The organism is Roseococcus sp. SDR (genome assembly GCF_019083995.1).
Lineage (GTDB): Bacteria > Pseudomonadota > Alphaproteobacteria > Acetobacterales > Acetobacteraceae > Roseococcus.
The window spans coordinates 1-12,940 of sequence record NZ_JAHRCU010000014.1 but is presented as its reverse complement, the minus strand read 5'-3'; the positions used below and the strand labels follow the sequence as shown (position 1 = coordinate 12,940).

The following is a 12,940-nucleotide window of genomic DNA, read 5'->3' as shown; positions in this document are numbered from 1 at the left end:
TAGGCAGGGTGGAGCGGGCGCGCAACGCGATTGCTGCACTGCGGCGCGATATGGCAGCATTCCGCCCATGGCCAAGCCCGCGACCCTGCCCGATGCCACCGAACCGCGCGCCTTCTGGCGCCGCTGGGAACTGCCGACCTGGGGGGTCGCCATCGCCATCTATGCGAGCTGGGCGACGCTGCTGATCTACCACGAATATGTGCCCTGGCCGGTCGAGGCGCTGCTGGCGGCCTATATCCTCGCCTGGCATTTCTCGCTGCAGCATGAGGCGATCCATGGCTGGCGCAGCCTGCCCCCCTGGCTGCGCACCGCCATCGTCTGGCCCCCCATCGGCGGCTGGTGGCCCTTCGAGCTCTACAAGCGCAGCCACAGCAAGCACCACCGCAACACCTGGCTCACCTATCCCGGCGAGGATACGGAGACGCAGTATCACAAGCGCGAGGACTGGAGCGGCTATACCCCCGCCTTCCGCGCCGTGCTGCTCTTCAACCAGACGCTGCTGGGGCGGCTGACCGTCGGGCCCATCCTCAGGCTGCGCAAGCTTGTGATCGTCGAGAGCGGCAAGCTCAGGCGCGGTGATTTCTCCGACGTTCCGGCTTGGCTCGGCTTCTTCGTCGGCCTCGCCGCCGTGCTCTGGTTCGTGACGCAGGTCGCGCACATGTCGGTCTGGCACTACTACCTGCTCTGGGTGCTGCCGGGGATTTCACTCGGCCTGTTGCGCGCCTTCATCGAGCATCGCTGGGGCGACCGCCCGGGCGAGCGCACCGCCTCGGTCGAGAGCAACTGGATCTTCGGGCTGCTCTTCCTCTGGAACAACCTGCACATCGTGCATCACCTCTACCCCACCATGTCCTGGTTCGAGATCCCGGGCTTCTGGCGCCGCAACCGCGAAAAGCTGCTGGCGCATAACGGGCATTTCGTCTTCCCGGGCTATTTCGACATCGCGCGCCGCTGGCTGCTGCGCCCGGTCTTCGTGCCGATCCATCCGGCCCGCTGATCGGCGATTCCAGGGTGGGTTAACCTGTCCTTCGTGTCATTTCCGCTTGTCTGGCGGGATGAGCAATGCCAATTGCGTTCCGATGATCGAACTGCGCCCCTCACGCCGCCGGAAGGCCATTGGAATCGGCTGCCTGTGCCTCGGCCCGGTCGGTCTGATCCTGCCCATCCTGCCCGGCTTCATCTTCGTGGGCCTCGGCACCTTCATCCTGCGGGACCAGTATGTCTGGGCCTATCGCGGCGTCAGCGTGATCGATCGCCGCTGGCCGCACCTCATCCCGGGCATCGAGGCGCGGGAGGTGAAGGCGATGGAATGGGGCGACCGGCAGATCGAGCGCGTGAAGAGCGTGTTCCGGCGGGGCTGAGAGCCAGGCCATGGCGCGCCGTGTCGGGGATTGGCTGCGGCGCGCCCTGACCCCGGGCGGCCAGGCCTTTCTTCAGGCCCGCGCCCATTTCCACGCCCCCTGGCCGCCCGGCCCCATCGCCGCCCAGTCCTATGTCGTCTTCGACCTGGAATCGACCGGCTTGAAGCCGAGCCGGGGCGATGCGCTGCTCTCCATCGGCGCGGTGCGTCTGCGCGACGCCGCCCCGGTGGCCGAGTTCCAGACCCTGGTGGAACCTGGCCGCGACATCCCGCCCGAATCCACCCGCTATCACGGCCTGACGCGCGAGATGCTGGCCGGCGCCCCCCGCGCGCCCGAGGCCATCGCCCGCTTCCGCGACTTCGCCGCGGGCGCCGTGCTGGTCGCGCACAGCGCCGCCTTCGACCGCAGCCTGCTCTTCATGGAGGAGCATCGCGGCGCGCCCGCGCTCGCCCAGCCCTTCCTGTGCAGCCTCATCGTCTCACGCTGGCTCGACCCGCAGGAGGCGGATCATTCGCTGGACGGCCTCTGCGGGCGGGAGGGGATCGTCATCGCGGGCCGGCACGAAGCCCTGGGCGATGCGCGCGCCACGGCCGCGCTCTGGGTGCGGCTGCTGGCCCGCGCCGGCGCGCGCGGCGTGGCGGACCTGGCCGACCTCGCGCGCCGCACACGCATGGAGGCGGAGATGGCGGCCTCGGCCGTGCATTTCTGAGCGCTACCAGAGTTCCCCGGTGAAGCCCGCGAAGCTCGCCTTCGCAAAGCGGCGGATCGCGCGCAGCGCCTCGCGCAGCGCGGCGCGGTCCGCCTTCGGCAGCGCCGCCGTATCCACCAGATTGCCGGGCGGCAGCCCCGCCGCGTGATCGGCCAGCTGCTGGCGCAGCAGCGCCTCGAGAAGCAGGGCGAAGGCGGTGCCCAGCGCCTCGCCCTCCCGGATGACGCCGCGCGCGGAGAGGGCCTCCAGCCGCTCCGGCGTGCCCGTCTCCGCCACGCCGTGCTGGAGGGCGAGCAGGCGCGTCGCCGCCACCAGCGGCATCAGCCCATGCAGCTTGAGGTCGGTGCGCGCCCCCGGGCCCGGCTCGTCATCCGAGAAGCCGCCCCAGAGGGTGAGGCCCACGCGCAGCCGCTGGTCCTGCGCGGCCAGCGCGCCGAGCAGCGCCGGGTTCGCGGCCAGGATGGGCGCGATGGCGGCGCGCAGCTCGGCCGCGGGGTCGCCCGCGACCGGCCCGGTCCTGGCGATGCCACGAAAGTCGAAGGCGATGTCGGCGAAGAGCAGCGCGGCCCCGCTGCGCCGCCGCGCCCAGAGCGCGAATTGCGCCTCCCATTGCGCCCGCGTTTTCCGCCAGAGCGGGTTGCGCGCCATGATCCCGCCCGGGCAGAGCGGGAAGCCCGCCGCTTCCAGCCCGGCATTGAAGCGCTCGGTCATCGGGCGGAACCAGGCATCCACCTCCGCATGCGCGGCGTCGGGATAGGGCTCCAGGATCAGGCCGTTATCCTGGTCGGGGCGCAGCAGGCTCTCGCCCCGGCCGGCGCTGCCCATGACGAGCAGGGTGAAGCCGAGCGGCGGCGGTGGGCCGTCCGCCAGGGCGCGGTCCAGCACGCGGCGATGCAGTTCGAGATTGATCCCGCTGACGAGCCGCACCAGGGCGGGGGCGGGGATGCCCTCATCCAGCAACGCGGTGGCGAGCCCCGCCTGCGCCGCCTTCACCGCCGCGTCATCGCCGGCCAGCGCATCCAGGTGGTGCAGCATGCGGCCCGAGACGGCGGCCAGCACCGCCGCGCGATGCAGCATGCCGATGCAGCGCCCTGTCCCATCCACCACCGGCAGGTGCCGCAGCCGATGCGCGCGCAGCAGCGCCACCGCGCGCCAGAGCCCGGCATCGGGCGCGCAGGTGATGAGCGGCGCCGACATCGCCGCCGAGAGCGGCGCGCCCTCAGGCAGGCGGAAGGCGACGCGGCGCGCGATGTCCTGCTCGGTCAGGATGCCGATGGGCCGCCCGGCTTCGTCGAGGGCCAGCGCCGCGGAATCGCGCGCCGCGCGCAGCCCGTCGAGGACGGCGCCGAGCGGCGTCTCGGCCGGGAATGCCGGCGGCGGCGGCGCCATCGCCTCGGCGACGCTGAGCGTGAGGCGCAGCGCGGGCGAGGCGGCCTGCATCTCAGCCGCGCCGCTTTTCCTCGATCACATCCCAGATCGCGCGTTCGAGATGGATGCCATCGAAGCGCGCCAGCTCCTGCAGCCCGGTGGGCGAGGTGACGTTGATCTCGGTGAGGTAGCCGCCGATCACGTCGATGCCCACGAAGATCAGCCCGCGCTTCTTCAGCTCCGGCCCGATGATGGCGCAGATTTCCTTCTCGCGATCGGTGAGCTTCGTCGGCTCGGGGCGGCCGCCCACATGCATGTTGCTGCGCGCCTCGCCCGCCGCCGGCACGCGGTTGATGCCGCCCATCGCCTCGCCATCCACCAGGATGATGCGCTTGTCGCCCTGGCGCACCGCCGGCAGGTATTGCTGCACCATCAAGGGCTCGCGCGAGCGTTCGGTGAACATCTCGATCAGCGAGTTCAGATTCGGGTCATTGGGCTGCAGGTGGAAGACGCCCGCGCCGCCATTGCCGAAGAGCGGCTTCACGATGATGTCGCCATGCTTCATGCGGAACTTGTTGATCTCCCGCGTGTCGGAGGAGACGAGCGTCTCCGGCATCAGCTCCGGGAAGTTCAGCACGAAGAGCTTTTCCGGCGCGTTGCGCACGCTGGCCGGGTCATTCACCACCAGCGTCTTCGGGTGGATATGCTCCAGCAGATGGGTGGCGGTGATGTAGGCCATGTCGAAGGGCGGGTCCTGGCGCATCAGCACCACATCCACATCGCGCGCGAGGTCGAGCTCCACCGGCGCGCCGAAGGTGAAGTGATTGCCCTTCTCGCGCCGCACCGTCACGGGATGCCCATGCGCGATGACGCGCCCGGCCTGCATCGAGAGATGCTTCACATGGTAATGCCAGAGCGCATGGCCGCGCGCCTGGGCTTCCAGCATCAGGGCGAAGCTGCTGTCGCCGTCAATGCCGATGCTCTCCATGGGGTCCATCTGGACCGCGACGCGCAGCGCCATGTTCAGGTTCCTTCGATCAGGTTCTGGCCGGTCATCGCCGCGGGTTGCGGCAGGCCCATCAGCGCCAGCAAGGTGGGGGCGAGGTCGGCGAGCCGCCCATCGCGCAGGCGCGCGCCCGCCGGCCCGCCCATGAGGAAGACCGGCACCGGGTTGGTGGTGTGCGCGGTGTGCGGCCCGCCCGTCGCGGGGTCGCGCATCAGTTCCGCATTGCCGTGATCGGCCGTCACCAGCAGCGCGCCGCCCGCGTCCCGCACCGCATCGGCGATGGCGCCGAGGCCGGCATCCACCGCCTCCACGGCCTTGGTGGCCGCTTCCAGGCTGCCGGTGTGGCCCACCATGTCGGCATTGGCGAAGTTCAGCACGATCAGGTCCTGCTTCCCTTCGCGGATCGCCGCCACCGCGCGCTCCGTCAGTTCCGGTGCGCTCATCTCGGGCTGCAAATCATAGGTCGCGACCTTGGGGGAGGGGACCATGATCCGCGTCTCGCCCGGATAGGCCTTCTCCTCGCCGCCATTCAGGAAATAGGTGACATGCGGATACTTCTCCGTCTCGGCCATGTGCAGCTGGGTGCGGCCGGCGGCACTCACCACCTCGGCCAGGATGTCCGACATGGATTGCGGCGCGAACAAAGTCGCGATGAAGGGGTTCAGCTCGGCGGCGTACTCCACCATGCCGAGGGCGGCCGCGAAGCGCGGGCTGCGCTCGCGCGCGAACCCGGCGAAGGCCGGATCGAGCAGCGCCGTCAGGATCTCGCGCGCGCGGTCGGAGCGGAAGTTGAAGCTGAGAAGCCCGTCGCCATCCTTCATCCCCGCATAGCCGGGCAGGACGGTCGCGGGGATGAACTCGTCGGTCACGTCCTGCGCATGGGCCTGGGCCACGGCGGCTTGCGCATCGGGCGCGGTCGCCTCGCCCTGGGCCAGGACCATGGCGGCCCAGGCCTTGCGCACGCGCTCCCAGCGATTGTCGCGGTCCATCGCCCAGTAGCGGCCGATGACGGTGCCGATCGGGGCCTCGGGCGGCAGGCTGGCCAGCGCCTCACCCGCCGAGCGCGGCGGCGTGTCGCGGCCATCGGTCAGCGCGTGGATCACCACGGGGATGCCCTCGGCCATCAGGATTTTCGCGAGGGCCGCCGCGTGGCGCTGGTGGCTGTGCACGCCGCCGGGCGAAACGAGCCCCACCAGATGCGCCGTGCCGCCGGAGGCCTTCATCTTTGCCACGAAGTCGCGCAGCGCGGGCATCGCGGCCATGGAGCCATCGGTGATGGTGGCGTCGATGCGCGGCAGGTCCTGCATCACCACACGCCCGGCGCCGATATTCAGATGCCCCACCTCGCTATTGCCCATCTGCCCGTCGGGCAGGCCGACATCGAGGCCGGAGGTGCGCAGGAAGGCGTGCGGGCAGCTCGCCCAGAGCGCGTCGAAGCGCGGCGTGCGGGCCTGGGCCACGGCATTGTCGGCGGGGTCTTCGCGGTGCCCCCAGCCATCGAGGATCACCAGCATCACGGGGCGGGCCAAAGGGGGGGGCACAGTCGTCATGCCTCGCGGTTTACCGCGCCGAGCGGCAGGCGACTAGCGCAGCTGCGGCCAAGCTAGCGCAGCTGAGGATTGTCGAAGACCGGCTCGCGGTAGCGGCGCAGGCTCTCGCCGAGGCTGCGGGCCAGGTCCTCGCGCTCCTCCAGGGTCAGGAAGCGGCCGATCTCCATGGCCGTGCCGCGATGGCCGATGAAGAGCCGCGATTCCTCCCAGGAGAGCCTGGCCCAGAACGGGTCGAAGCGCGCCTCCTCGCTGCGCCGCCCCTCGCGCCGGCGGATCATGAGCTCGCCGGAGGAAAGGGTGATGATCTCGGCGCTGCGCCGCGCATGGCGGCGATACAGCGCCAGCATGCCGATCACGATGAAGGTCTCCGCGCCGGCGAAGACCAGCACGGGCCAGGCGCCGAGTATGGTGAAGACTGTGCCGGTGAAGGTGAAGCCGGCCAGCAGGATGCCCGCCACGATGCGGAATCCCTGCTCGCCCATGCTGTTCAGCGGCGCGGAGCGGGCCTCGAAAATCACCGGGGTTTCTGGCATGCCTGCATCAGATAGGATGAATCCGCGCGTGAGAACCCCCAGAAAGCCCGCCGCCCCGCATGGCACGGCCACCGCCCCCCGCCGTGCCCGCCTCATGTCGCGCGAGCAGGCCGGCCTCTTCATCCGCGCCATCGCGCAGGACAATCCGGCCCCCGAGACCGAGCTGCTCTATACCGACGCCTTCTCGCTGCTGGTGGCCGTGGTCATGTCCGCGCAGACCACGGATGCGATGGTGAACAAGGTCACCCCCGGCCTCTTCGCCGCCGCGCCCACGCCGGCTGCCATGGCGGCGCTGGGGGCCGAGGGCATCGGCCAGCTCATCCGCCGCATCGGCCTGTGGCAGGCCAAGGCGAAGAACGTGGCCGCCCTCTCGGCCATGCTGGTCGAGCGCCATGGCGGCGAGGTCCCGCGCGAGCGTGCCGCGCTGGAGGCGCTGCCCGGCGTCGGCCGCAAGACCGCCAATGTCGTGCTGAATGTGATGTTCGGCGAAGCGACCATGGCGGTGGACACGCATATCTTCCGCCTCGGCAACCGCACCGGCCTGGCACCCGGCAAGACCACGCGCGCGGTGGAGGATGGCCTGGTGAAGCGCATCCCGCCCGAATTGCTGCGGGACGCGCATCACTGGCTGATCCTGCACGGCCGCTACATCTGCAAGGCGCGCGCGCCCGAATGCTGGCGCTGCGTGGCCGCCCAGCATTGCAACTACAAGGACAAGGTGTCCGCGCCCGGCTGAGGCGAAATGGCCAGGCTTGCGGCACATCAAGGCGGCGGCGCGCGGGCGGGCCTAAGCCAGCCGCACCACGACCAGGCCGCCGCCCATGGACTCCTCCCGCCGCTCGATCTTCGCCGGACTCTCCAACGCGGTGGCCGGCCTTGTCGGCATCACCGAGGCCACGGCCGCACCACCCCCCACGCCGCCGCCCGGCCCGCGCTGGGCCATGGTGGTGGACGCGGCGAAATGCATCGGCTGCCAGGCCTGCACCGTCTCCTGCATCATGGAAAACGCGGTGCCGGAGGACAGCTTCCGCACCATCGTCTCCACCTATGAGGTGCGCGAGGCGGGCGGCGGCGTCGGCATGGCCATGCTGCCGCGCCTCTGCAACCACTGCGCCGATGCGCCCTGCATCCCGGTCTGCCCCGTCGGCGCCACCTATCAACGGCCGGATGGCATCGTCGTCGTCAACGCCGATGCCTGCGTGGGCTGCGCCTATTGCGTCCAGGCCTGCCCCTATGATGCGCGCTTCATCAACCACACCACGCAGAAGGCCGACAAATGCACCTTCTGCGCCCATCGCGTGGATGCCGGGCTGCTGCCCGCCTGCGTCGAGACCTGCGTCGGCGGCGCGCGCATCTTCGGCGACCTGAACGACCCCGCGAGCAGCGTGAGCCGCATCCTGGCCGAGACGCCCGCCAAGGTGCTGAAGCCCGAGATGCACACGGCGCCGCATGTCTTCTACCTCGGCCTCGATGACCTTTTCCTCGGCCGCGTCGAGGCCGAGCCCACGCTGTGGCAACCCCAGCATGGGCAACCCCAGCATGGCGCGGAGGTCCGCTCATGAGCCCCGTCATCGAGGTCATCAACGTGACGCGCGAGGCCGCCTGGCTTCCCTGGGCGGTGCAATACTTCTTCCTCATCGCGCTCTCGGTCGGCTGCTTCCTGCTCAGCCTGCCGGGGCTGCTCGGCACCAACCCCACCTGGCTGCGCATCGCCCGCGTGGCGCTGGTGGGCGCCCTGGTCTGCGGCATCGCGGCCCCCGTGGCCCTGCTGGCGGATCTGCACCAGCCCGGCCGTTTCTGGCGCTTCTACGCCCATCCCAACCTGAATTCCTGGATGGCCTGGGGCGCCTTCTTCATCCCGGGCTACCTGCTCGGGCTCTTCCTCTATGCCTGGGCGGCGCTGCGGCCCGCGCTGGCGGAGGGGGCGGGGCGCGGCGTGCTGCTCCGGGGTCTCTGGCGCCTGGTTGCGTTCCCCCGGCTCAGGCTGCCGACCGGCGCGTTGCTGCGCCTCGCCGCCTTTGTCACCCTGGGCTTCGCGCTGCTCGTGCTGCTCTACACCGGCATGGAGGTGATGGTGGTGCGCGCCCGCCCGCTCTGGAACACGCCTTTCCTGCCGGTGCAATTCGCGCTGACCGGCCTGGTCGGCGCGACAGGCCTGGCGCTGGTGCTGGAGCGCATGCTGACCGGCCACCAGCCCGCGGCGGCGAGCCTGATGACGCGCCTCCTGGTGGTGCTGGTGCTGGCCACCGGCCTGGTCGGCGCCGCCTGGCTCGCCGCCGGGCTGATCCCCTGGAATGCGACGCATGCGGCCGCGCTGCAGAGCGTGGTGGGGCATGAGGCCTGGCGCCTCACCGCCATCTGGGCCGGCCTTGCCGCCGCGGCCACCATCGGCCTCGCCATGGTGCCGCGCGCCGGCTGGCTCGCCGGGCTGCTCGCGCTGCATGCCTGCTGGATGTTCCGCTGGACCGTCTTCATCGGCGGCCAGGCCGTGCCCAAGACCGGCGCCGGCCTCTACGCCACGCATCTGCCGATGGGCCATGATGGGCTGCTCGGCATTCTCGGCACGGGCGGGCTCTGCCTCTTCCTCGCCATCGCCATCACCGCGCTGCTGCCCTGGAACCAGGCCAGCGCCGCGCCCGCCGCGCGCCCCGCCGGCGACGCCCTGCCCGGGAGGGCCTGAGCATGACCGATCGTCGTGACATCCTGAAGGCCGGCGCCGCCGCGGCCGGCCTCGGCGCCTTCGCGCTCGGCTATGAGGAGACGGCGCGCAAGGTGGTGGAGGGCGTGGCCGAGAGCCTGCGCCCGCGCCCGGCGAATGCCGCGCCCAACATCCACGGCGCCTCGCTGCCGCCGGAATTCCGCGTGGACCCCGCGACGGGCGAGGTCGCGCCCGCCGAGGGCCAGAAGGTCAGCTACACGCTCTGCCTCGGCTGCACCACGCTCTGCGGCGTGCGCGTCCGTGTGGAGAGCGAGACGGGCCGCGTGCTGCGCGTGGCGGGCAACCCCTATTCGCCGCTCTCGGCCGATCCGGTGCTGCCGCAGGAGGCCAGCGTGCGCGAGAGCTTCGCCGCGCTCTCCCGCTTCGAGGAAAAGGGGCTCGCCGGGCGCGCCACCGCCTGCGGGCGCGGCTCGGCCGTGCTGACGCAGATGGACAGCCCCTTCCGCGTCACCCAGCCGCTGAAGCGCGTGGGCCCGCGCGGCGCCGGGAAATGGGAACCCATCCCCTTCGCCCAGCTCATCCGCGAGATCGCCGAAGGCGGGAACCTCTTCGGCGAGGGCGCGGTGACGGGCCTGAAGGCGCTGCGCGACATGGCGCCGATCGACCCGGCCAATCCTGAATATGGGCCGAAGGTGAACCAGGTGGCGCTGCTCTCCTCGGTGAATGACGGGCGCGAGGCCTTCGCGCGGCGCGTGATGCAGGGCGCCTTCGGCACCATCAACTTCGTGGGCCATGGCGGCTATTGCGGCGGTTCCTACCGCTCGGGCTCCGGTGCCGCCTTCGGCGATTTCCGCCAGATGCCGCACGCCAAGCCCGATATGGCGAATATCGAGTTCGTGATCTTCTGCGGCACGGCGCCCGCCAATGCGGGCAACCCGTTCAAGCGGCAGGGCTGGCAGCTCGCCGCCGGGCGCAGCGGCGGCGGGCGGCTGAACTATGTGGTCGTGGACCCCGTGCTCGGTCATTCCGACGCGCAGGCGGCGCGCGATCATGGCCGCTGGATCCCGATCCGCCCCGCCTCCGACGCCGCACTCGCGCTCGGCATGACGCGCTGGATGATCGAGCAGGATCGCTGGAACGCCGCCTATCTCGCCTTGCCGTCCGAGAAGGCGGCGCGCGCGGCGGGCGAGCCCTCCTTCACCAATGCCACGCACCTCGTCATCACCGAGCCGGGCCACCCGCGCGAGGGCTTCCTGCTGCGCGCCTCCGATCTCGGCCTGCCCTACACGGGGGACCGGCACGGGCCGCGCGACGGCGCCCTGGTGATCTCCGCCGCCAATGGCCAATTCGCCGTGGCCGAGGCGATGGAAGGCCCGGCGCGCCTGCTGGTGGACCAGCGCGTGACGCTGGGGAACCGCGCCATCCGCGTCTGCTCGGCGGCCGAATTGCTGCGGCAGGAGGCCTTCTCGCGCGAGCTGGCCGGTTGGTCGGAGCTCTGCGGCGTGCCGGCCGAGACCATCGCCGGCCTCGCGCGGGAATTCACCGCGCATGGGCGCAAGGCGGCCGTCAGCAGCCATGGCGGCACCATGGCGGGCAATGGCTTCGTCAATGCCTTCTCGCTCGTCACGCTCAATGCGCTGATCGGCAATCTCCACTGGAAGGGCGGCACCTTCCAGGGCGGCGGCGGCTTCGCCGATGACGGGGCGGGCCCGCGCTATGACCTCGCGAATTTCGAGGGCAAGCAGACGCCGCGCGGCCTCGCGCTCGGCCGCAACAACCTGCCCTATGAGCGCTCGGCCGAGTTCCGCCGCAAGCGGGAGGCGGGGCAGAATCCCTATCCGGCGCAGAAGCCCTGGTACTGGAACGCGCCGCAGCTCGCCACCGAATGGCTGGGCAGCGCGCTGGATGGCTATCCCTATCCGCTGAAGGCGCTGTTCCTGTGGAACACCAACCCGATCTACGGGATTCCCGGCCTGCGCGCGCAGGTGGATGCGGCGCTGCGCGACCCCAGGCGCCTGCCGCTGATCGTGGCGATCGATCCCTTCATCAACGAAACCACCGCCTATGCGGACTACATCGTGCCCGACAGCCTGCTCTATGAGAGCTGGGGCTGGGCCGCGCCCTGGGCCGGCGTGCCGCAGCGGGCCAGCACGGCGCGCTGGCCGGTGGTCGAGCCGCGCCTCGCTAAGACCGAGACGGGCGAGCCCATCGGCATGGAGAGCTTCTTCCTGGGCCTGGCCGAGGCCTGCCAATGGCCGGGCTTCGGCGCGCGCGCCATCAAGGACAAGGACGGCGCCCTCCACCCGCTGCAACGCGCCGAGGATTGGTATCTGCGCGGCGGTGCCAACATCGCCTTCGCCGGCCAGCGCCCGGTGCCGGACGCCACCGATGACGACATGGCGCTGACCGGCCTCGACCGTGTGCGCCCGGTGCTGGAGGCCACGCTCAAGCCCGAGGAATGGCGCAAGGTGGCCCAGGTGCTGACGCGCGGCGGCCGCACCCAGCCGCTCGCCCAGGCCTATGAGGGCGAGAAATTCGCGGGCCGGCCCATCCGCATGCTGCATCTCTACAACGAGACGCTGGGCACCTCGCGCAGCGCGGTAACGGGCGCGCTGTTCCGTGGCACGCCGCATTGGCTGCCGCCCGCCTTCGCCGATGGCACGCCGATGCGCGCCGTGCATGGCGAGGCCGAGTGGCCCCTGCTGCTGGTGAGCCAGAAATCCGTGCTGCACAACAGCTACTCCATCGGCGCCGACCGCCTGCGCGGCATCCGCCCGAGCAACCCGGTGGCGATCCATCCCGAGGATGCGGCGCGGCTGGGCATTTCGAGCGGCGATCGCATCCGCATCGCGACACCGGGCGGCGCGGCGGAGGGCACGGCCATCCTCCGGCGCGGCGTGGCGCGGGGCGTGATGGCGGTGGAGCATGGCTTCGGCCACCGGGAGCTGGGCGCGCGGCGGCACGAGATCGGCGGCGTGCTGCAGGCCGAGAAGAAGGGGCTGGGCGCGGGGCTCAACCTGAACGACCTCGGCATTCCCGATCCGACGCGGCAGGGCTTCTCGGTCTGGCTGGACCCGATCGCCGGCTCGGCGGTCCGGCAGGGCCTGCCGGCGCGCGTCACGCGCCTCGCCTGAGCGCCAGACGGGACCGGAGCACGCGCCCGGTCATGGCGCGACAACGGAGCATGCGAGGCGAAGCGCCGAACCGGATCGCTTCAGCGATCCGAAGCCAAGCGCGCGGAGCGCGCGCGTCGTGCGTGCAGCACGCCTCCGGCGTGACGCGTCTGAGGGCGTGAACTAGTTGCTCTGCCGGCGCAGGAAGGTCGGGATGTCCAGGCCCATCTCATCCGGCTGTGCCTGTGCGGCGGGGCGCATCGGCTGCGGCGGCTTCGGCTGCTGGCTGGCGACGGGCTCCATCCGCGGCGCGGCGGCAGGGGCGGGCGCCTCCTCCACGTTGCGGCGCATCAGGCCGGTCGCGTTGCGGAACAGGCCACGCCAGCCGGCACCCTGGCCGGCCACCTGCCCCTGGGGCGCGGGGGCGACTTCCGGGAGCGAGGGCTGCTGCATCGGCGCCTGGTAGGCCACGGGCTGCGGCACGGGGGCGGGCTGCACCGCCACCGGCTGCGGCATTTCCTCGACATAGGCCTGTTCCTGGGCCACCGGGGCCGCGGCCGGCGCCATGGCGGTCGCAGCGCCGGCGGCGGCGGCGGGCTGGCGCAGCAGGCCGGCGCCCCCCACCGTCACCGGCCGGCGCG

The 12,940-nt window shown here is 71.4% G+C and carries 11 protein-coding genes and 1 pseudogene; 7 read left to right on the top strand and 5 right to left on the bottom strand.

The window, feature by feature from the left end; all coding sequences use genetic code 11:
* Window positions 1-67: 67 nt before the first annotated feature.
* From KTR66_RS15830 to KTR66_RS15820, 3 genes are all read left to right on the top strand, one after another.
* Window positions 68-997 (top strand): fatty acid desaturase, encoded by a 930-nt coding sequence (locus KTR66_RS15830; protein WP_213614122.1) that lies wholly within the window; start codon window positions 68-70, stop codon window positions 995-997.
* An 82-nt stretch (window positions 998-1,079) separates the two neighbouring features.
* Window positions 1,080-1,361: a hypothetical protein gene (locus KTR66_RS15825; RefSeq protein ID WP_213614120.1), complete on the top strand. Its 282-nt coding sequence runs from the start codon at window positions 1,080-1,082 to the stop codon at window positions 1,359-1,361.
* 10 nt (window positions 1,362-1,371) lie between these two features.
* Window positions 1,372-2,070 (top strand): PolC-type DNA polymerase III, encoded by a 699-nt coding sequence (locus KTR66_RS15820; protein ID WP_213614118.1) that lies wholly within the window; start codon window positions 1,372-1,374, stop codon window positions 2,068-2,070.
* A gap of 3 nt (window positions 2,071-2,073) precedes the next feature.
* On the opposite strand, the gene KTR66_RS15815 is transcribed toward KTR66_RS15820, so the two are convergent.
* The 4 genes from KTR66_RS15815 to KTR66_RS15800 are packed head-to-tail and all read right to left on the bottom strand — an operon-like array spanning window position 2,074 to window position 6,527.
* Entirely contained in the window at window positions 2,074-3,510 is a 1,437-nt protein-coding gene (locus tag KTR66_RS15815) for a DUF294 nucleotidyltransferase-like domain-containing protein (protein WP_213614116.1), read from the bottom strand.
* A 1-nt stretch (window position 3,511) separates the two neighbouring features.
* Window positions 3,512-4,459 carry a glutathione synthase gene (gene gshB, locus KTR66_RS15810; protein WP_213614114.1) on the bottom strand — a complete coding sequence of 316 codons (948 nt, stop codon included), beginning with the start codon at window positions 4,457-4,459 and terminating at the stop codon, window positions 3,512-3,514.
* Window positions 4,460-4,461: 2 nt separating this feature from the next.
* Window positions 4,462-5,994 (bottom strand): 2,3-bisphosphoglycerate-independent phosphoglycerate mutase, encoded by a 1,533-nt coding sequence (gene gpmI, locus KTR66_RS15805; protein ID WP_213614112.1) that lies wholly within the window; start codon window positions 5,992-5,994, stop codon window positions 4,462-4,464.
* A 53-nt stretch (window positions 5,995-6,047) separates the two neighbouring features.
* Entirely contained in the window at window positions 6,048-6,527 is a 480-nt protein-coding gene (locus tag KTR66_RS15800; RefSeq protein WP_213614110.1) for a DUF2244 domain-containing protein, read from the bottom strand.
* 94 nt (window positions 6,528-6,621) lie between these two features.
* On the opposite strand from KTR66_RS15800, the gene nth reads away from it, so the two are divergent.
* The 4 genes from nth (at window position 6,622) to KTR66_RS15780 (ending at window position 12,320) form a co-directional block, all read left to right on the top strand.
* Complete coding sequence (gene nth, locus KTR66_RS15795; protein ID WP_213614363.1) at window positions 6,622-7,263, top strand: endonuclease III; 642 nt, start codon at window positions 6,622-6,624, stop codon at window positions 7,261-7,263.
* 85 nt (window positions 7,264-7,348) lie between these two features.
* Window positions 7,349-8,089: a sulfate reduction electron transfer complex DsrMKJOP subunit DsrO gene (dsrO, locus tag KTR66_RS15790; protein ID WP_213614108.1), complete on the top strand. Its 741-nt coding sequence runs from the start codon at window positions 7,349-7,351 to the stop codon at window positions 8,087-8,089.
* A complete protein-coding gene (gene nrfD, locus KTR66_RS15785; protein ID WP_213614106.1) occupies window positions 8,086-9,207 on the top strand; it encodes an NrfD/PsrC family molybdoenzyme membrane anchor subunit in 1,122 nt (373 codons plus the stop codon). The genes dsrO and nrfD overlap by 4 nt, the downstream gene beginning before the upstream one ends.
* Window positions 9,208-9,209: 2 nt before the next feature.
* Window positions 9,210-12,320, top strand: a complete 3,111-nt coding sequence (locus KTR66_RS15780; RefSeq protein ID WP_213614104.1) for a molybdopterin dinucleotide binding domain-containing protein — start codon at window positions 9,210-9,212, stop codon at window positions 12,318-12,320.
* 162 nt (window positions 12,321-12,482) lie between these two features.
* Here the strand turns inward: KTR66_RS15780 and KTR66_RS15775 are convergent.
* Window positions 12,483-12,940 (bottom strand): annotated as a pseudogene (locus tag KTR66_RS15775) (hypothetical protein); the annotation flags it as partial.